The sequence below is a fragment of the Pseudoalteromonas porphyrae genome, assembly GCF_001298125.1.
In the GTDB taxonomy this organism is placed as follows: Bacteria; Pseudomonadota; Gammaproteobacteria; order Enterobacterales; family Alteromonadaceae; genus Pseudoalteromonas; species Pseudoalteromonas neustonica.
The window spans coordinates 1-20,423 of record NZ_LHPH01000027.1 but is presented as its reverse complement, the minus strand read 5'-3'; the positions used below and the strand labels follow the sequence as shown (position 1 = coordinate 20,423).

The following is a 20,423-nucleotide window of genomic DNA, read 5'->3' as shown; positions in this document are numbered from 1 at the left end:
TTTATCACAATATTGTTAAGTGCTTGAATATTCAAATGCACTGAATAAAGCATTATTTTATAAAACGGACATCCGTCCTGTACAGTGCTCGGTATTGTAGTAATTATGCTAAATTGACTATAACTCTGTAAGTTAACGTTACCACTTACGTTATCAACAAAAGTAATAATAAGGCCCCGTTATGGAAAAGGTATTTCACTTAGGACTCTCTCGCGATGATCTTCAAGGCGCAACATTAGCAATCGTTCCTGGCGATCCAGATCGCGCAGCACGTATTTCAACGTTCCTTGAAAACCCCACATGCCTTGCTCAAACTCGTGAGTTCCATGTTTATTTAGGGCAATTAAATGGCCATTCAGTGGTAATTTGTTCCACAGGTATTGGTGGACCTTCAACATCTATTGCAGTTGAAGAACTGGCCCAACTAGGTGTAGGTACATTCTTGCGTATAGGGACAACTGGCGCGATCCAACCACATATAAATGAAGGGGACATATTAATTAGCCAAGCATCTGTGCGTTTAGATGGTGCCAGTCAACACTTTGCTCCTCTTAGCTACCCTGCTGTATCTGATTTTTTTGCAACTCAAGCAATGGTTAATGCCTGTGGCAATTTAGAAATTGATTTTCACATTGGTATTACAGCATCAAGCGATACCTTTTACCCAGGCCAAGAACGTTACGATACGTATTCTGGTTATGTGCCAAAAGCATTTCAAGGTAGTTGTGAAGAATGGCAAAAACTAGGTGTAATGAATTATGAAATGGAATCAGCAACCTTATTTACTATGTGTGCAGCACTTGGTTTAAAAGCAGCTTGTGTCGCTGGTGTATTAGTGAACCGTACTCGCCAGGAAATACCAAATGTTGATCACGGCGAAATCGAGAAGAAATCAGTCGCCGTGGTTATCGAGGCTGCAAAAATACTTCTTGCTTAACAGGTCTTTATAAGCGCTAAACTATATGCAATCAACGCTGGTAAGTTACTATAACTTGCCAGTACTGATTCACTTACGTGTAACTGATTTTCCACTCCCTTAGTTTGTAGCAACTCAATACTTTTCACTGTTGTGTCATTCATACTTAAGCCCGCTAAATGCAACTGGCTAATTGCACTTTGTAGTGGTGCTAAACTTGGGCTATAGGCTGCATTTTCAGCATAACAGCCATAGAAGCAGCCATTATCAAACGTTGTAATTTTCACAGCGCTGTAATTAGCCGTATAAGGGACATAAGCTGTTAAAGCAAGCTTAGTAAGCGCAGTATCAATATCAGCGTTAGCCTCAAAAGTCTGCGTTTGTGGGGCTGGATTAAATAGGCTGTAATTATTACCTAAATCTTTTGGACCAAATGCATGTGGTAATAATTGGTTTAATTTAAATTGCTGATCAGGTAACAAAATATCAAACTTTTCTGCATCGGCAAGCTCATTCATAAACTGACGACAATAGCCACAAGGTGCATCACTTATTGCTATTTGCACAATTGTTTGTGCACCTTTAAGCCATGCGTTGTTTATCGCCGATTGCTCGGCATGTACCACCAAGCTCAATGGTTGTTTGGCGAATTCAACATTAGCACCAAAGTAAAAATTTATAGCATCATCACAATCAATACCAACAACAACAGCACCAACCAAAAAGTGAGAAATCGGTGCTACAGCAAACAATGAGGCTACCGGCAAACATGCACGTAAAAGCTCATCATGTGTAATTGTATATTGAGCGCAAAGCGCTTTAATGTCAGCAGCAAACAGCAATCCATGCTGTGTTTTAACTTGATTGAACAATGCTGTGCGCTGCGATTCATCAAATGAAAATGTGGTTTTATTTAATGAATCTTTTAATACAGAAGACGTTGATGCAGTCATAAACAATTTATTCTTATTTAATGGCTACACAGTGTAAAATGTTACAGGCCTAATTGCTAGGCTGATTTTCAAGCCAGTGCTTTGCACTACGAAAACACTCAAAATTCTCAGCCGTTATTTCAAAACGTTTCGCTTTTTGCAAAAATAAATCATGCATAAAACCATCAAAACTAACAATGCGAGCTATAAAACAGTGTTTAAGCCAGCTCGAAATCGCAGGCATAATGCTAAGTAAGTCACTTGCAGGAAAATCGTGTTTTAATTCAGATACATCTACCAATAATTTATTACATTTATAGATGCCAATATATTGTTCAGCTATTTGATAAAAAGTAATCACATCCTGTGCATTTGCAGTCCCTCGTAATGTCATCATTATTAATGATGTCGACGCATCATAAGTAATACAAGTAGAAACATTAGACATTAAACGGCTCTGTCAGTTAAGTAAAAGAGAATAAGATAAACTCTCATTCAAGGAGGTGAGTCATTGTAGTTTTTTCTTCGCCGCCGTCAATCATTATCATCCTAACTGGTCAGTCCATTCGATAGAAACAGATTAAAGTATTAGCAAAGACTACAAAAAAGGTAAAAATCATACACAACTGAGCTACTTTTTCACTTATAATTAAAGAATATTTTATATCGTCACTCATGCAGTTAAAAGGAAGTTATATGCTTCGTGTTGTGTTACTTGTCATTTTATATAGCCTAAGTTCTGTATCTGCTTTCGCTCAGTCCTACACTAATAGATCGTTTGAAGAATTACGCGTGGATCTTCGCGCCAGTTACGCAAAAAACCCCACCGAAGCACTTACACAATTAAAAAACATTCTCAATAATGACGAGTTAAATCCAACTCAAAAAATTGTAATGCTTAATTACAAAGCATGGTTTGAACTCGAAGCCAAGCAATTTGAAGAGGCAATGCGCACTTTAGTCCTGTATAAAAATCTGGTTCAACGGTCAGATAAACCGAGCTTAATTTATGGGTACTATAATATTTCTGGCGGTATTTACACACAATTAGGCATGTATCAACTTGCTATAGAGCATTTTTTAAAGGCGCTTGAACACACTAAAAAAGATAACAAAAATTTAGCCCAGCAAACACTTAACAACTTAGCTGAAGTATATTTACAACTTGGACGTCTCGATGAAGCAGAGGATATTTACAGGAAGTACCTCGATTATGCCACCGCATTAAAAAACCCATTAAGCATCTCAATTTCGACGATCAATTTAATTAATACATTAATTGCCAAACAACAGTATGCAGAAGCAAAAACGCTAGCTTTAAATATTATTATTAAGTTACAAGACAATGATTTTAAATACTACTTAGCTGAAGCATATTTATTACTCGGTGAGATTGAACAAGCAAATAATGACTACCCACTTGCCAAGCAGCATTACGAAAAAGCCCTCAGTATTTTTCAGCAACAAGGTTTGCCTGAAAAAATATCACAAGCTCATTTTTTTATTGCACAAATATATGCTGATATGGGTGATCTAAATAAAGCAAATACAACCCTAGCGTTAGTGATTGCGAGTATAAATAAACAAAGTAATTTACTATTTGTATCTCGTGTTTATAAATTTCAGTCAAGTTTCCTTGAATCTCAAAGCCTTTATAAACAATCAATTAATGCATATAAAAAGCATACTAATGCGCATACTCAATTAGTGAAACAGCAAAGTGATGTTAACTTAGCCAAGGCACTCGCCGAAGCTGACTCAAGTAGTAAGGAAGTAGAAATAACCGAGTTAACTCGTACAAAACAACTCAAAGAAACAAAAGCTAAAGCGTTTCAAGAATTGTCTATAGCAATTACTATTTCGTTGTTAGTGATATTGTTCGGCTCTTTTTTTGCTGTACATAATATTCATAAGCGTGAGCAACGCTTAGCTAAAACACTCGATGAACTTCATAAAACTCAATCGCAATTATTAGAAGCTGAGAAAATAGCCGCATTAACAGTGTTAGTCACCGGGCTTGCGCATCAATTAAATACCCCTATTGGCACAGCTGCGACGGCCAGCTCTTTGATCGAAGAAAATCTAAAACGATTGAGTCAAAAATTCAATGAAAAAACACTCAGCAGCAACGACTTTAGTAAATTTATTCAAGAAACGAACGAAGCAAAAGATTTTGTGATCAATAATATAAACCGCTTAGCAAATATTGTTGAAGAGTTCAAAGCATTAAGTGTCTCGATTGCACCCGATATACCAATGCGAGTAATCCCACTTAAAACGTTTATTACAGATAGAGTGACCACATTACAAAATCACTTTAAAAAACATATTAGTTTTAACGTGATAGGCACCGAAGTCTCTATTCCTACTTATCCATCAATTGTTTCTGATGTTATTAAAACATTGATCATTAATGCTTACGAGCATGGTTTTGTACACACTGATAATGCGTTAATCACGATAGAAATAAGTGTAGTTAACAATCATGCTGTGATTATATTTCAAGATAATGGCAGCGGCATTGATGATAAAATACTCAAAGATATTTTCACTCCATTTTATTCAACAAATATGGGGGGAAACCACTTAGGACTGGGTTTAAATATTGTGTTTAACGCAGTAAAGCAATCATTAAATGGTAATATATGCGCCGAGCCGTGTAAGCTAGGCGCATGTTTTAAAATTGTATTACCTCTCAATGGGCCAGTTGAGACGCTGTAATATAAACCCTAAGTTAACGCTATCTAACCCGTATTACGCATACCAGCGGCAATGCCCGTCATAGTGATCATTAATGCATTATCAATATCACCGGAGCTACCTTGCGCAGCTTCACGAGAGCGTTTTAATAGCTCAACTTGTAATACATTAAGTGGATCGGTGTACGGATTACGCAAATTGATAGATTCTTTGATCCATGGCTGATCTGCCAATAAGCTTTGTTGTGGGCTTAATGATTGAACTAATTCAATGGCTTGTTTTAGCTCTTGGCGTAACGTCACACCAAGAGGTTTGTATTGTGTCTCAACTAACGCATCGTCATAATGCGCGCTTAACCAGCAGTCAGCCTTACTAAACACCATTTCGAGCATTTCTAGACGCGCTCTGAAAAATGGCCATTGTTGACTCATTTCATTAAGCGTCTCTATGCCATGCTTTTCAAGTGCTGCCTGTAGCCCTGTTAATGCACCTAACCATGCTGGCAGCATTAGACGGTTTTGACTCCATGCAAATATCCACGGAATAGCACGTAAGCTTTCAACGCCACCATGTGGGTTTCGTTTAGCAGGCCTTGAACCTAGCGGTAATTTAGATAGCTCTTGCTCAGGTGTTGCCATTCTAAAATACGGCACGAAATTGTCATCATGACGAACCACATTACGATAATGTTCACATGATTTTTCGCTGATCAATGCCATCACGTCACGCCATTTATCTTTAGGTTCTGGCGGCGGTAATAAGTTACTTTCAAGCACTGCACCCGCGTATATATTTAAACTTTGTAATGCCACATTAGGCAAACCAAATTTAAAGCGGATCATTTCACCTTGCTCAGTTACACGCAGGCCACCTTTGAGTGATCCTGGCGGTTGTGAACGAAGTGCTTGCGCTGCAGGTGCACCACCACGACCCACCGTACCACCACGACCATGAAACAACACCAGTTCAATACCGCGTTGCTGCGCTAATTGTACAAGTTTATCCATTGCTTCATATTGAGCCCAACCCGCTGCCATCATACCAGCGTCTTTAGCTGAATCTGAATAACCGATCATGACGTTTTGCACACCCTCAGCTTGACCACGATACCAATTATTATCCAGTAATTGCGTTATAACACTGTGCCCGGCGTTTAAATCATCTAAGGTTTCAAATAACGGCGCAACTGGCAGTTTAAAACCACAGCCACTTTCTTTTAATAATAACTGTACCGCCAGCACATCTGATGCTGTACGTGCCATTGAAATCACGTATAAACCAAATGTTGACGCATCTTGTTGTGCTATTACATCAAAGGTATCGAGCACTTCTTTAACATCTGCGCTTGGTTGCCAATGTTTAGGGATAAGTGGGCGGCGAGAGTTAAGCTCAGCCAATAAAAAGGCTTGCTTATCTTCTTCTTGCCATTGATTGTAATCACCCAGACCCAAGTAACGTGTTAACTCTGAAAAAACATCGCTATGACGTGATGAATCTTGACGTACATCAAGCTTAGCTAATCGGATCCCAAAACTATTAATACGGTGTAATACATCTAATAATAAACCATTCGCTACAACACCCATATTTGTTTTAAGTAATGAGCGATAGCACGCCTCTAGAGGGTATTTAATTTGGCTAATATCAGTAATGATGTCTTGCGCTTCACTGCGATTACCCATAATTTTAGCACCTAAATGAGCTACCGTTTCACTCACCTTTGCCTTGAGATCTTTTAATACAGCACGATATGGTTCAAACTCTTGTCCTGCCTGCTCAATCAGTTCATCACTTGCTTGCGACATTGATAGCTCTGTACTTAAGGTCTCAATATCACGACTGTACAAATCAAGCGCCATCCAACGACCATGATCCAACACTTGCTGTGTTACTTGTGCAGTAACAAATGGATTGCCATCGCGATCGCCCCCCATCCAAGATGTAAATTCAACCGGGCTATAGTTGTTTGGCAGTTCTAAATCCAGATGCTCTTTTACTTCTTTACTAAAATCACGTAAAAAACGAGGAACCGCATGCCACAAGCTGTTTTCTATAACCGCAAAGCCCCATTTCGCTTCATCAATGGGGGTTGGTCGCGAGCGACGAATATCATCAGTATGCCATGCCTGGCTAATAAGCTGAGCAATACGGTTTAAAATATTCTCACGTTCAAATGGTAAGTTATCAGTGCGCTCAAGCGCTGCTAAACAGTCACTTAGTTCAACATGTTTATTAATAATAGTACGACGAGTTACTTCTGTAGGATGCGCGGTTAGTACTAAATTGATATGTAATTTAGCAAGGTTGTCTGCTATTTGGTTTGGATCTATTTTACCTTGCTGGACTTGGCTTGATAACGCTTTAAGTGTTTGTGTCAGAGGGCTTAATTGACAAAATCCAACATCATTAAAGCGCGATATTGTATGAAATTGCTCAGCAACATTCGCTAAGTTTAAAAAGTGATTAAACGCACGCGCGACGGGCAATAGCTCTTCATCAGTTAAAGCGTGCAGAACATCAATTAAGGCATAACGATCTTGCTCATTACCTGTGCGAGATGATTTAGCTAAAGCTCGGATCTCTTCCACTTTATCTAAAATTGCTTGTCCTTGGGCGTCTTTAATTGTTTGGCCTAATAATTGGCCCAATAAATTAACGTTCCCCCGTAAGGCGGCATATTGTTCACTCATTCCTGATACTCCATTGTTGATGTTTTTATACCGTTTAGGTACAAATAGTTAGCCGGATCGATTTTAAAAGTGTGGAGTGTGGATAATGGTTAAAATCGACATTTTGCTAACCCTTATTTTGTTAGGCTCTATTAATATCATCCAAATTGCTAATTGAACAGATCCAAAGCTTATTCTATTTCGTAACAATTAATAATGAATTGATACTGGATGAGTAAACTGTGATTATTTTTTACGATGGCAAATGCCCTTTATGCAGCAAAGAAATGCAACAACTCAAACACGCCGACACACGCAACCAAATTGTCCTTGAAGATATCAACAAAGATGATTTTGAAGACCGCTATAGCTATATAAAACGCCAAGATGCTCAGGCTTTTTTACATGGTCAAAGTGACAATGGCGAAATGCTATATGGCTTAGATGTTACATTTGCGGCTTGGAAAGCCGTTGGTCGTCATTCATGGTTAAAGATTTTACAACTTCCTGTAATACGCTTTTTTGCAGATCTAGGGTACTGGGTATTTGCAAAGTATCGCCTGCAAATCTCAAGCGTACTGTGTAAATCATCATGTGGGATCAAATAATGTCATCTGTGTATATTTTATTTGGCGCAAACAGTGCAATTGCAAAAGCATACATAGAAAAAATTGCATTAGATGACGCCAACGCGCATGTTTTTTGTATAAGCCGTGCGCAGATTCAATTGCCCAACACTTCATTACTTATTGAACAAATACACAGTGATTACACCAAATCCAGCTTAGCCAAATTAACAGCCCATTTAAAAACTAAAAACATTACTCCTACTCAAGTTTTAATATTCAACGGTTTACTGCATTTTGACCAATCAATGCCAGAAAAAAAACTCGAAGATTTAGATGAAAATTATTTCAACGTACTGCTAAACACCAATGCACTCACACCGGTATTGTGCTTACAATCTATTTTACCGCTACTTAATCATAAATCCCCCTGTGTGATAACCTCACTCAGTGCGCGTGTTGGTAGTATTACTGATAATGATTTAGGTGGATGGTATAGCTATCGCGCCTCTAAAGCGGCGCTTAATATGTTGTTTAAAACTGCTGCCATAGAGCTTGCCCGCAGAGCAAAACAAACACGGTTAGTGCTTTTTCACCCTGGCACAACAGATACTGAACTATCTAAACCATTTCAAAAAAATGTCCCCGCAGGAAAACTGTTTACACCTGAATTTGTGGCGGATCAATTATTTGCCCTTTTACAAACACCCGAACAATTAACAAATATTGGTACGCCAGCTTACATAGATTGGCGAGGCGAACACATTCACTGGTAAGGATTCATCATGCATATAACAAAAGACGCAATCGAAAGCTTTGAAAAGGATTATCGCACTCATCTGATAAACTCATTGTCTGGATTCAAAAGCGCTAATTTAATTGGTACACAAGACGAATCAGGTAATACCAATTTGGCGATTGTCAGTTCAGTTATCCACTTAGGCGCGCATCCACCTTTGGTCGCAATGATAATGCGTCCACACAGCGTACCTAGACACACCTTTGAAAATATTATTCAGACCGGTGTATTTACAATCAACCAAGTTAACAGTGAAATTGTTGAGCAAGCACATCAAACATCAGCTCGCTATGATAAGGATGAGTCTGAGTTTGATGCAACAGGCTTAACGGAGCAATACTTAGCTGATTTTAAAGCTCCATTCGTCGCGCAAAGTAAACTAAAATACGCTGTTAAGTTTGTTGATCATCAGCACCTTAATATTAACGCAACAGAGCTGGTAATCGGTGAAATAATGGACATACACGTTGATGATATAGCCGTGATGGACGACGGTTTTCTGGACATTGAACTTATAAATACAGTCGCCATAAGTGGTTTAGATAGCTATCATAAAACTCGCCACTTAACTCGCCTGCCTTACGCTAAAAAATAGCCTGTACCCAAAAGGTTGGTTTTTAAGTTACTTTATACCAACCTTTAAATGGCCAAAACTACGGCACTAAAAAGTAACTACCCGCACATAGGCTTACCCCTGAAAATAACCATATTGTTGCGTAGCTATGCCACAGCTGCGCATTGTTATATACACTCTGCGGGTTATCTTTATCAACTAATATAGTGCAGCTTTGCGAATCTCTAAAACGCAGTAATAATCGTCTATCGTAACCAATTAAAACACTGTGCAAATGGTTATTAAAGCGAAAGCTTACTAACATTGATTTTTGTGGTAGTAACTCACGCGATGCCACGCGCGTATTAACAACACTCGTTATATCGTCAATCGGGCATACTCGCCAATGATGCTTGCTAATTTTACTTTTCAGCCAGCGCAGTAGTGGCAAAATGCCAACGAATATAAAAATAGCCCCCAATATAAATAGTACTTTGCTCATCAGTTTCTAGCCTTGTAAAGATTGATATACCCAAACGACCTCAAGATGCGAGTTTCAGTTGGTCATTTTGCAGGTGGTTTGGGTGTACACTTTATATGCAGCAATTAAATCACTCAATGCCGTACCAACTGACTTAAATACTGTTATATCCGTTTCATTAAAACGAGCAATGGTATTTACCTTGGCTAAATCAGCCAACTCTGCACATACATCTTGCTCACTAAATACCCCTTGCGCTATCGGTATTAATAACTCACCTGCTTCTGCCAAAACATTTGCTTTGCTATCTACATAAACACGGCTGCGGGTGATGGTCGTGGTGTCGCATTCACGATGCTCGCTGTGATGATTACCTATTAAATCAATATGTGTGCCTGCTTTTAACCAGTTACCATCAAATAATGGTTCGCCAGAGCCGGTTGCACAGCTGATCACGTCAGCGCTATAAATAATCTCCTGTGTGCTTTGTCCAATTACAAACTCAACATCGGGAAATGCATGCTGTAAACGACTTTGCAGGGCGGCTACTTTTAACTTATTGCGCGCCACCAGCGTTACCCGCTTAAAATCACGTACCGCTAAATGTGCACGCACCATGTATTGGGCTAAGTTGCCACTGCCAAAAAACACTAAATGCTTGCTATTCTCTCGAGATAAATAACGACTCGCCAATGCTGATACGCTCGCCGTGCGCCACAAAGTAATTCGCGTTCCATCCACCAGTGCCAGTGGCTCGCCGTGCTCGCGCGAAAACAGCATAATTTTAGAATACAACGAATCCAAACCCGCTTCGCCATTGTTTGGAAAGTAAGTAAATGCTTTAACCCCAATCACTTGTTCGTTCCAAGCAGGTAGCACAGCAAACGCATCATGGCTGGCACTGTTGCTATCTAACTCATACACGTTACGTTTTGGCATGCCAAAATCGAGCGCAAATCCTTGTTGCATAGCAGTTATTAACGAATCAAAATCAAGAGCGCTATCAATGTGCTTTGTATCAATAACTTGCATTTTATAGCTCCAGCTCAAATGGCTTTGGTGCATGCGTTAATATTTCGTAGCCGGTTGGTGTAATTAAAATATCTTCTTCAAGACGTACACCACCAAAATCAGGGATGTAAATACCCGGTTCAATTGTTATCACATTACCAATCTCTAAAACATGACTCACATTTTTATTAATAAAGGGGTGTTCATGTAAAAATAGCCCCAAACCGTGGCCAAGCCCTTGCCCTGCCCACTTCCCATAACCTGAGTCATCCAATACTCGTTGCGAGGCATTTTGTAAATCAATACAATCAACACCAGGCTTAAGTAAATTAATAGCAGTTTGTTGAGCAGTCGCAACTGCATTGTAAATTTGAGTTTGTTTGCTTGACGCCTTGCCTAATACATAGCTGCGAGTCATGTCTGAGCGATAACCATTAATAACAGCACCAAAATCTAAGGTAATAAAATCGCCCTCTTTAAGTGTGCGCTCACTTGGGCTGCCATGGGGGAGCGATGTACGTTCAGCAAACATTAAAATGGTCGCAAATGACATGCCTTCTGAGCCTAGTTTTTGCATTCTAAACTCAAGCTCTAGGGCTAAATCACGCTCACTCACACCGACTTTAAAGTATGGCAGTGTGTGCGCTAACGCTTCATCAGCAATCGCTGCCGCAGCTTTAATTTGTGTTACTTCCCAGTCATTTTTGATCATGCGCTGGCGTTCAATTACACCTTGGATTGGCACTAATGTATGGCTATTCAAATCATTTGCAACCTGCTGCCACAATGCCACATTTATAAATGCGGCATCAAAACCCAAATCGCTATTAGCTGGTAAAAAACGATTAATACAATGACCCAAGCTCTCGTTATCACGATCACGGCAGATCACTTCAAAACCTTGGCACTCTTGCTTTGCCCGTTCAAAGTAGCGGTAATCAGTAATAAGTACACAACTAGCTGGTGTTACTATTGCATACGCCGCGTTACCACTAAAGCCACTCAAGTAGCGAATATTTTCATGACCTAAAACTAAAATAGCAGTTAAATTATCATTTATTAGTTGTTGTTTTAAAATCTGTTGGCGCTGAAAAAAATGACTATTCATCGAAAAATAAATCCTTGCTTTAGGGGATCGTTCGGATCAATTAAAAATGTATGTTTACCTGTTATAAATGCACTACCAGTAACGCGGGGAATAATAGCAGCATGTGTTTCAAAGGTGCATGATTGCTTAATTTTCACATTAAATAAGGAGCCTAAAATGCTCTCAATATTTGCACTTTGCCCAACGGCTAACTCGCCTTTAGCAAATGCTAATGCTGCACGAGCACTTACGCCTGTGCCTGTTGGGCTTCTATCAAGTTCACCTTCGGCAAATACACACACATGGCGACTAAAGTGATTGACTTGCGATAACTGACTATTGGAGTAAAAAATAACCCCGTATAGAAAACCAAGTCCATTATCGCTCGGGTGTTTTGGTTGGTATTGCTTAGTAACCTGCTGTTTAATCGCTTTACCAAGACTAATTATCTGCTCATGATTTTCAGGCGCTAAGCTTAAATCAAGGGTGTCTGCATCAATAAATGCGTAATATGCACCGCCAAATGCTATATCGCAGCTAACTGAGCCAAACATAGGCAAGCTTATTTGAACGTCGAGTTTATCGACAAAGCTGGCGACATTATCAAAATACACCTGCTGTAACTGATTATTTTTAAGTTCAACATAGGCTTTTATAAGCCCTGCAGGGGTGTCTATTCTTAGCTCATTATGACCATCTTTAAACTCAACAAATCTGCAATCTTTTGCAGCGGTTGCCAGCGCAATAATCGCATGCCCGCACATCGTACTGTAGCCTTCATTATGTAAAAAAAGTACGCCAAAGTGGCTATCTGGGCGCTCAGCGGGGGTGATCACTGCGCCATACATGTCAGCATGACCGCGAGGTTCAAACATCAATGCTTTGCGTAAGTAATCAAAGCGAGCTAAACAATCTGCACGTTTTTCAAGCATCGTATTACCTACTAGCTGCTCAAAACCATCAACAATAATACGCAGCGGCTCGCCCCCGGTGTGCATATCCAAGGTGTGTATTTGTAACCAATCATTATTTGGCTGTTGCCAGTGAGAGAATAAAGTGTGGGACATCATCAACTCCTTTTTGCATACAATATATCTTAATGTTTTTTAGTGCAATAACTTTAATGAAAAATGCCGAGCAGTTTCCTGCTCGGCATCAAGGCTGTATCACTCTTAACAGAGAATGTGCTTAAACATTAAAACAACAAGCTAAAAACGATGGGTAAAGTTATTACCTTATTGTTATTTAACAGCATCTTACCAGGGAATTTAAAACTCTATACGCGCGGTTAACGAAACATAACGCGCACCTTGTCGGCCTGTCACCAATCCATAGTCAGGGTTAAGCTCTAAGCCATCATCACCATACTGCGCACGCTCTTCATTAATCGAAATGGCACTGTCACTATCAAGTAAATTATAAACAGTGCCTTTTAATGTCATATCAGCGCCAAAAAAGTCTGTGTAATACGTAAGCGACATATCTATATTTGTAGCCCACGGTAAATTACCTTTGCTTCCACGCGGAGCTGGGTTACCATTTTCATCATAATGTGATGCTTGGTCGTAGTATTTACTGGCACATGCATCCCATGGACTGCCTTTTGCACAGCTATCGACTCCTTCAGGGTGCACTGAGAAATAACTCTTAGGTCGACCCGACGCAGTACGCGCAACTAAGCCTAACGTTAACGAGTCTGTAATAGTGTAAGCACCGCTGAGTTTAATAGCGTGGCGATGATCATTTGGTAAATTACCATAACCATGGTCCATCAAGTCACCGTAATCATATGACGTTGTCCAGCCCGGATCCGCTTGGTTATTATCGGTTTTGACGAGTCCTTCCGTGTTGCCATAACTATGAGACCACGTATATGACGTATTAATGCGTAAATCGTCTGTTACATTGCCGTCTAAAGTAAACTCAAGTGCTAAATATTTTCGTTGTGCCGCAGGAAGTGAAAGTTCCTCTGCACTTAAATTAACATCATCAACTTGGCCGTCACCATCAAAGTCATACGACATTTGAATCGCTTCGCCGGGATTATTAAGGACATAATACGAACTCTGACCGACATTATCGGTTATGCCCATTTCTGCTAATTTTTTAGCTAAAACAGGGCCTACATCAGTGTCTTCTACACTGCGACCTAAATCACGGTAAATGGCACGTACACCAGCTGACATGGTATCGAACACTTCTTGTTGATAACCAATGGTAAATTCATCACTGTACATAGGTTTTAAAGAGGCTGATGCTATTAAGCCTGGCTCTGTAATACCACGTTGGCGCCAGCGCCTATCTCGCAGCATTTCACCACGACTCGGCGAACCATCGGTCATTAAGCTTGGCGCTCCGTTACCATCTAGCTGATCTAAATCGAAATATTCAAACCACTCTACTGACGCAGACCCTTGAGTGATATTCATATTGGCAGACACTGGCTGGAAATAACGTCCATAGGTTGCAAAAACCTTTGAGCTGCCATCACCTGATAGATCGTAGATAGCTTGTAAGCGTGGCGCAATTTGACCATCAATATCTACAAAAGCACGGCCATCTGATACCGTATTTTCAAATTCGCTGTATCGAACACCTAAATTAAGCACTAAATTATCAGTCGCCTGCCAAGAGTCGTTAATATAAAATGCCAATGAAGAAACGTCTGACTCTACGTCACGAGTACGGATGCGACGTTCAATATAATCACTACCGACCGCTGCGCCTGATACATCATTTTCGCCCGCAGTTTTTACTGTCCACCAACCTTCTGCATCACCAACACCGTTCTGGCCTGAATGAGATACCACATCAACTTTGGTGTAATCCACACCAAATTGAATTGAATGTGCATCTAAATCCCAACTAAAATCGATACGTGCTTGATCACGAGTGTACTCCTCTTCGCTAACCGCGGAATTAGTGTGTTGGCTTAGCGTAACAGAGCCATCACGTGCATCCCATACACCAGGGTTTGGCGAGGCTACAACGTTTTCAACATTTTCAGTAACGCGCCCTATTACCGCAGAGACAGAAAACGTATCGCTAAGGTAACCATTATAGTTAATGCTATATACATTACCGCCGTCTTCACCCGGCGCATCCACACCTTGTTGCGCACCTACAACATTGTCTTTCCAGCTATAAGCAAAGGTTTTATCAGTCCATGTACGTTTGTTGTTCATGGCTGAAAAGCCTACTGAATGGTCTTCATTAATAAACCAATCTACTTTGGTAAACCAGCGATCTTCATCACGCTCAAAATCTGAGAACGTCGTTTGACCTGCGCTATTAGACTCCTCACGGCGCGGTGCAAATAAACCATAAAAGAACAAAGTATCTTCGATAATCGCACCACTGGCCCACAATTGCAGTTCTTTAAAGTCGTAACTACTTTGCTGCGTATTGGTGCTTATCGTGCCATTATCTTGAAATATTGAGTCATGTTGGCTGCGTAAGCTATTTGGATCCCAGCGTACTTCAGCACCAAATTTAAAGTCATTATCACCTGATTTAGAAACAGCATTAACAATACCGCCCAATGCGCCACCAAATTCAGGACTCACGCCGCCCGTTTTAACTTGGGTTTGCGAAATAGCTTCCCACGGCAGGCGTATTGAACCCAACCCGGTACGAATACTCGTCACATTTAAACCATTAAAGTAATAGCCATTTTCAGCAGCAGACGAGCCACCAAAGCTCGATGCACCTTTAAAGTTTGAGCCACCCGGTGCAACAGTACCCGGCGCTAATAACGCAATACTTTCAAAACCCGTATTTACTGGCATCGCTTTAAGCTCAGCGTCGCTAAATGTTAAGCCCGACGTAGAAGACGCCATATCAACACGACGGATCGCAGCGCCAGTTACCGCAATGCGCTCCATATCGGTACCCGCTTTATAAAGCTGTACATCAAGAATAATTGATTGCCCAATCGTCACAGAAACATTTTCTTCTGTTAGTGTTTGGTAACCATCTTTAACAATTGTCACATCATACGTACCTACTGGTACATTACGCAGCAAATACTCACCTTGCGCATTACTTGTAATTGTATAAACCAAGCCCTTGCTTTTATGCTTTAGTGTGATTGTTGCGCCAATTAAATCCGTACCTGCCTGAGCCACAACATGGCCTTTTACAACACTGCTACCATCTACCGCATGCGCAGCAGGTGCCATCATTAACGCAGCTGTAACCGCCGTTGCTAATAATGTTTTAACGCCAACACCCCGAGTTTGCTTTTTATTATATGTAAACATGAATATGTTCCTTGATCCTGTTGATTTTTGTTGTCTGTCTAACCTCAGACGCAAAAAATATACACTCATTACATATTGTATACAATATTAAATATACATTTATTTCACATATCATATAAAAAATATGTTTCATTTGAAAAGAGAACAGCAATAAAAACAAGGAAAGTAGACGGGAGTTTACCTCGCGCAGTTTTATATATTTGAAGATCCGCGCGGCATAAAACCCCGCCTACGTGAAATATAAACCACATTATTGAGCATAGTTCTAGGCGAGTCACTTTTCATACTCTAAGTGCTTTGACGCTAGTTTGGTGGGACTCTTCAGATCTGTCGGCTACTATTCAATCTTAAGGTAGATGTCAGATTTATTTATATTTAGCTTTATTTTTATCCCGGCCTTGCCGAAGTTAATTTTACTGATACAATAATTGCATAATGTATACAATATAAAACAAAAGAGAGAATATGATGGAAGCAAGCAGTAAAGATTGGCGATATACAGTTATGCCGGCCGTATTTACATGGCTAAAAGAGTCAGAATCCGGAGTTCTTGAAATTGACCTTGAAGCAACACAAAAATACGCTGCTGATATTTTAAAAGTTCAAGGTAAACATGGTACTAGAATGGGCGGGCTGGTTGGCTCTGGTACTCTGGGTGAGAATAGCTACCTAAGTTCTGAGCAGCGCCTTTCTTTACTAAAAGCCCTTTCTAGTGTTGCTAAAGAATACAATGTTCCATTGATCAGTGGCGCTGCGGCAGAAACGAAAGAAGAACTTGCTAAAATCGTTAAAGAGCTAGCAACAGTTGGTGTGGATACCGTTATGGTAATGCCACCAAAAACAACAGTAGCACCATCTGATGAACAAATGTATGCGTACTACGCACTTTCTGCAGCAGCGGCAAAAGAAGCCGGCATAACAATAATGCCTTATAACAACCCTGATGCGGCCGGCTATCATGCGCTCTCAACTGATCTTCTTACAAGACTTGCAGCCCTGCCTGAAGTAACCGCGCTTAAGATATCGACTATAGACGTGTCAGTTATTGAAACAATGATACTAGAGAACAAAGATTTAAAAGTGCTGGCCGGTGTTGATACCGTAACGGTACATGCAGGGCTCGCTGGTGCATGTGGTGGAATTACAGGCGTTGGGTGTATATTCCCAAAAGCGAGTATTACTATGCAAGAATATGTAAATAACGGAGAGTGGGCTGAGGCAAATAAAATTTCTCAGGCGATGAATTCTATCTCCTACCTTGATGCACAACCGTTACTTTTAGAGTACCTAAAATTTGCTTTCGGAATTCATCATAACGATGCCAACGGCGGGCTTCGTACCTTTGGTAAGAAGTTAACTCAACCGCAAATTGATGACGTGCGCGCACGATATATCAAAGCAAAAGAAAGACTTGAAATTCTGGGCTTAATCGATTGATCTTTTAGAATATTCGCAAAGAAAACTCCGCTTTACGGAGTTTTTTTGTATCTACAGTTTAACTGTTATTGTTACATCTTGAGCTATTCAATATTCATGCTAATTAAACGTCATAAAAACAGGGGAAACACCAATGTTAAGATGAGTGGTGTGGAGTTGGAGGCTAGATAACTCCGGCTACCCGGTTATGTTCGAAATTTAACAGCTGTGCCAAACACTAATATTTCTGATGCCCCATCAGTAACTGAGCTAGTTGTAAATCGTATTCCTACTATTGCATCGGCATTTAACTTTTTTGCATCTTCTATTAATCGTTCTACCGCTATATTTCGAGCTTCCATCAACATCTCGGTATAGCCTTTGAGTTCGCCGCCCACAATACCTTTTAAACCAGCCATGATATCTCGACCAACATGTTTAGACTGAACCATGTTCCCATTGACGATGCCCAATACAGCTTCAATTTCCTTGCCAGGAACAGTTTCCGTTGTCGTATAAATCATAATTTCTCCCTAGAACATAACGAGCCTGTAAAATAACTCGTTTTAATTTATTTTTATTGATGCATCAACCATAGCTGAGTTCCTATTTTGGTTCAATCGAAAACTGACTTTCACGTAAATATAAAAAGAGGACTTGGTGTTGTTTTAATCGGCGTTTTGAAAGGGATTGCAGGTGTGTGAGTGGTTTATTTAAAGTGATAAGGGGTTACCTTTATTAATGCATCGTGTTTTGCAGCTTTTCTATATTATGAACAAGGCAATACAGTTGCCGCAGAATAAAGTGAATGCATTCACTTTCGTTTGTCCGCGTAAGGTCAATTTATTCATGCCTTTATTTATTGACTGTAATATTGCGCTTTTTACCTCAAGAAAGACAGGCTTAATACTGCCGAGTCTTTTACCATTACTTTATAAAATATTGTCGTCGTTCCAATAGACTGTCTATTTTGACCTTCATCTTGTCAATGTAGCTCATTTTCAGCCTGCCAATGCTTATTATCTAACGGTGGATTTAGATCATTGGATCCGCTATAGAATAAGAATGTGCTACTGGCGGCAATGACGCTCTTGATAAAAAGAATAGCGCGCACCAAAGTACGCAGTTTAATGAAATTGGGTGTTAGCGAACAACTGCCATAGCCTGTGGTATCACCAGTACCAAAAGTAGGCGCTTGGAAGCGAAGGCCCTTGTAGAAGCTCAAAAACAAAAGGAATTAACATTGCGCTAGGCAATGACTATTTAGCCTCACAAGGTTTAGCGTCATTGAGAGATATTTGGATCAATATTCACTACGGGAGATGAACCGCCCATTGCGGACCCGCATGATGGGTGGTGTGGGGGCTGGAGGTTAGAGACCTCCGGCTACCCGATTATATCATGGTTCATCGCTAACATTTTTGGGTTTTAAAATGATTTCACTCCATCTAGCTAGGCTTCTATCATCTTTTTTTGAGTCAGTAAGCACTTCACTAAGCTTATTTATAAAACTCATATCTTTATGAAAGCATTCGTAAGCTATTCGATATATGCCTTCATGCCAACTTCTTATTTGTTTAGTCTGGATACCATTCGCATTCAGATAAGTTGAAAAGTCAGATAAGTTTTTAAGCACTGACTTTCTTTTAATTAAAGTGATTAGATCAATAACAACTACCTTCTTGTCATTATCCATTTTTTTAATTATTTCTTCTGTTTTAACAACATAATCAGGCTTAGATTGACTCTTTAACTTTTTTCGTTTAGATATAGCTTCATTAAGAAATGAAAAATCTAACGAATCACTTCCTGTTAACTTTTTACTTAACGAGTGAAATTTTTCTAACCCATGTTTATCTATTGTATTCAATAGTGCTAAAAGTAATTTAAGTTCATCTTGATTTATCATAAGCCCACTCGTTTCCCGAATTCATTTGCAAACTCTCTAAATTTAGTAGCCTGAGCAGTTCTTACATATGAAGTTCTAAAGATTGGAGTACCTTCTCGTGCACCTTTGGGATATGAACGAGAGTATGTAATTTCTGAATCAAATATATCCCAGCCGTGTTTTGCCGATAACTTTGCAACTTCCATTTTTGACTTTTGCTCTTCTGGATAATAACCAGAACATCCATTATAAACAACTCCTAGCAACTCCAATGATTGATCATCATATTCAGCTAAAAAGTCTGTCATGGAGTTTACTAATAATGGTAAGCCGATTGTAGATAGATACTCAGGCTTTACTGGAACTAATAAATAGTCACTTGCTAAGTACGCTGCGGTGGTTAAAACAGATTCCGTTGGTGCACAGTCTATTAATATCAAATCGTATTCATCTTCAACTTTCTTGAGCAATTTAGCTAAAAGCTCAGGCTTTTGAGTTGGATTCTTTAGTGATAGTGACAATTCTAATTGAGATGGTAGTAAATCGATTTTACCGCCCCCTTTAAAGTTGACCACATTTCTGATTGCATCTTTAGGTGATACTAATTTGTTTTTCCCATTTGGTGTGCGTTTATGTTGTTCAAAAACATCCCAAATAGTTGGCTTTCCATCATTGATAAAATCGTAATACTTGTCCACTCCAACTAGGTATTGACTAGCATTAAATTGTGGGTCGAGGTCTACCACTAATACTTTTTTCATCCAATTTGTATAACATGATAAATGCCAAGCTAAGTTTACAGTAAGAGTTGATTTCCCGACTCCGCCTTTCATATTGATAAGTGATACAGTTTTGCTCATGAAATAATCCTTATTTAGATGACTTAATTGAATGATAATCGTGGTAGAGCGACCCATTACTGGGCCGACCCCACACAGATCCGGACGTGCGGAACTACCGCATCCGGCTCTTCAGTTATATATTCACGCGTGTAAATCACCACGTACTTAGTACCAGTCCACATGAATAAATCGCTTACTCACTCTTGGCCGCTCTATTGCGTAATACATTAACATCTTCTTGAAATTACTCCAATTATAACTGCGCCTTCCACTTCGCCTATTCAGCCATTTATATAAGCTG

At 39.8% G+C, this 20,423-nt stretch carries 17 protein-coding genes and 1 pseudogene; 7 read left to right on the top strand and 11 right to left on the bottom strand.

Annotated features, from left to right (window positions below):
* The first annotated feature begins 181 nt into the window (after nucleotides 1-181).
* The gene (udp, locus tag ADS77_RS18305; RefSeq protein ID WP_054455718.1) at nucleotides 182-937 is read left to right on the top strand and encodes a uridine phosphorylase; all 756 of its coding nucleotides are present in this window, start codon (nucleotides 182-184) and stop codon (nucleotides 935-937) included.
* On the opposite strand, the gene cdd is transcribed toward udp, so the two are convergent.
* Both cdd and ADS77_RS18295 read right to left on the bottom strand, forming a co-directional pair.
* Nucleotides 934-1,869 carry a cytidine deaminase gene (cdd, locus tag ADS77_RS18300; protein ID WP_054205944.1) on the bottom strand — a complete coding sequence of 312 codons (936 nt, stop codon included), beginning with the start codon at nucleotides 1,867-1,869 and terminating at the stop codon, nucleotides 934-936. The two genes, udp and cdd, sit on opposite strands and share 4 nt — an antisense overlap.
* Before the next feature lie 49 nt (nucleotides 1,870-1,918).
* The gene (locus ADS77_RS18295) at nucleotides 1,919-2,296 is read right to left on the bottom strand and encodes a hypothetical protein (RefSeq protein ID WP_054205943.1); all 378 of its coding nucleotides are present in this window, start codon (nucleotides 2,294-2,296) and stop codon (nucleotides 1,919-1,921) included.
* Nucleotides 2,297-2,544: 248 nt separating this feature from the next.
* On the opposite strand from ADS77_RS18295, the gene ADS77_RS18290 reads away from it, so the two are divergent.
* A complete protein-coding gene (locus ADS77_RS18290) occupies nucleotides 2,545-4,569 on the top strand; it encodes a tetratricopeptide repeat protein (protein ID WP_054455716.1) in 2,025 nt (674 codons plus the stop codon).
* 23 nt (nucleotides 4,570-4,592) lie between these two features.
* On the opposite strand, the gene ppc is transcribed toward ADS77_RS18290, so the two are convergent.
* On the bottom strand, nucleotides 4,593-7,238 hold the full coding sequence (gene ppc, locus ADS77_RS18285; RefSeq protein ID WP_054455714.1) for a phosphoenolpyruvate carboxylase: 2,646 nt from the start codon (nucleotides 7,236-7,238) through the stop codon (nucleotides 4,593-4,595).
* A gap of 221 nt (nucleotides 7,239-7,459) precedes the next feature.
* Here ppc and ADS77_RS18280 point away from each other — a divergent pair, with 221 nt between their 5' ends.
* The 3 genes from ADS77_RS18280 to ADS77_RS18270 are packed head-to-tail and all read left to right on the top strand — an operon-like array spanning nucleotide 7,460 to nucleotide 9,177.
* Nucleotides 7,460-7,825: a thiol-disulfide oxidoreductase DCC family protein gene (locus ADS77_RS18280; RefSeq protein WP_054205940.1), complete on the top strand. Its 366-nt coding sequence runs from the start codon at nucleotides 7,460-7,462 to the stop codon at nucleotides 7,823-7,825.
* Entirely contained in the window at nucleotides 7,825-8,559 is a 735-nt protein-coding gene (locus ADS77_RS18275) for an SDR family NAD(P)-dependent oxidoreductase (protein WP_054455712.1), read from the top strand. The genes ADS77_RS18280 and ADS77_RS18275 overlap by 1 nt, the downstream gene beginning before the upstream one ends.
* Nucleotides 8,560-8,568: 9 nt before the next feature.
* Nucleotides 8,569-9,177, top strand: a complete 609-nt coding sequence (locus tag ADS77_RS18270) for a flavin reductase family protein (protein WP_054205938.1) — start codon at nucleotides 8,569-8,571, stop codon at nucleotides 9,175-9,177.
* A 58-nt stretch (nucleotides 9,178-9,235) separates the two neighbouring features.
* On the opposite strand, the gene ADS77_RS18265 is transcribed toward ADS77_RS18270, so the two are convergent.
* From ADS77_RS18265 to ADS77_RS18245, 5 genes are all read right to left on the bottom strand, one after another.
* On the bottom strand, nucleotides 9,236-9,637 hold the full coding sequence (locus ADS77_RS18265; protein ID WP_054455710.1) for a hypothetical protein: 402 nt from the start codon (nucleotides 9,635-9,637) through the stop codon (nucleotides 9,236-9,238).
* Nucleotides 9,638-9,691: 54 nt separating this feature from the next.
* Nucleotides 9,692-10,648 (bottom strand): ornithine cyclodeaminase family protein, encoded by a 957-nt coding sequence (locus ADS77_RS18260; protein ID WP_054455708.1) that lies wholly within the window; start codon nucleotides 10,646-10,648, stop codon nucleotides 9,692-9,694.
* Between the two features lies 1 nt (nucleotide 10,649).
* Entirely contained in the window at nucleotides 10,650-11,735 is a 1,086-nt protein-coding gene (locus ADS77_RS18255) for a M24 family metallopeptidase (RefSeq protein ID WP_054455706.1), read from the bottom strand.
* A complete protein-coding gene (locus tag ADS77_RS18250; protein ID WP_054455704.1) occupies nucleotides 11,732-12,781 on the bottom strand; it encodes a proline racemase family protein in 1,050 nt (349 codons plus the stop codon). Before ADS77_RS18250 ends, ADS77_RS18255 begins: the two co-directional genes overlap by 4 nt.
* Nucleotides 12,782-12,982: 201 nt before the next feature.
* A complete protein-coding gene (locus ADS77_RS18245) occupies nucleotides 12,983-15,976 on the bottom strand; it encodes a TonB-dependent receptor domain-containing protein (RefSeq protein ID WP_054455702.1) in 2,994 nt (997 codons plus the stop codon).
* A gap of 468 nt (nucleotides 15,977-16,444) precedes the next feature.
* On the opposite strand from ADS77_RS18245, the gene ADS77_RS18240 reads away from it, so the two are divergent.
* Entirely contained in the window at nucleotides 16,445-17,413 is a 969-nt protein-coding gene (locus tag ADS77_RS18240; RefSeq protein WP_054455700.1) for a dihydrodipicolinate synthase family protein, read from the top strand.
* Between the two features lie 185 nt (nucleotides 17,414-17,598).
* On the opposite strand, the gene ADS77_RS18235 is transcribed toward ADS77_RS18240, so the two are convergent.
* Nucleotides 17,599-17,916 carry a heavy metal-binding domain-containing protein gene (locus ADS77_RS18235; protein WP_054205931.1) on the bottom strand — a complete coding sequence of 106 codons (318 nt, stop codon included), beginning with the start codon at nucleotides 17,914-17,916 and terminating at the stop codon, nucleotides 17,599-17,601.
* Between the two features lie 481 nt (nucleotides 17,917-18,397).
* Between ADS77_RS18235 and ADS77_RS22760 the strand changes: the two are divergent.
* Nucleotides 18,398-18,718: pseudogene (locus ADS77_RS22760) on the top strand (hypothetical protein); the annotation flags it as partial.
* A 73-nt stretch (nucleotides 18,719-18,791) separates the two neighbouring features.
* Here the strand turns inward: ADS77_RS22760 and ADS77_RS18230 are convergent.
* Both ADS77_RS18230 and ADS77_RS18225 read right to left on the bottom strand, forming a co-directional pair.
* Nucleotides 18,792-19,301, bottom strand: a complete 510-nt coding sequence (locus ADS77_RS18230; RefSeq protein ID WP_054455698.1) for a hypothetical protein — start codon at nucleotides 19,299-19,301, stop codon at nucleotides 18,792-18,794.
* Entirely contained in the window at nucleotides 19,298-20,140 is an 843-nt protein-coding gene (locus tag ADS77_RS18225; RefSeq protein WP_054455696.1) for a ParA family protein, read from the bottom strand. Before ADS77_RS18225 ends, ADS77_RS18230 begins: the two co-directional genes overlap by 4 nt.
* Nucleotides 20,141-20,423: the final 283 nt, after the last annotated feature.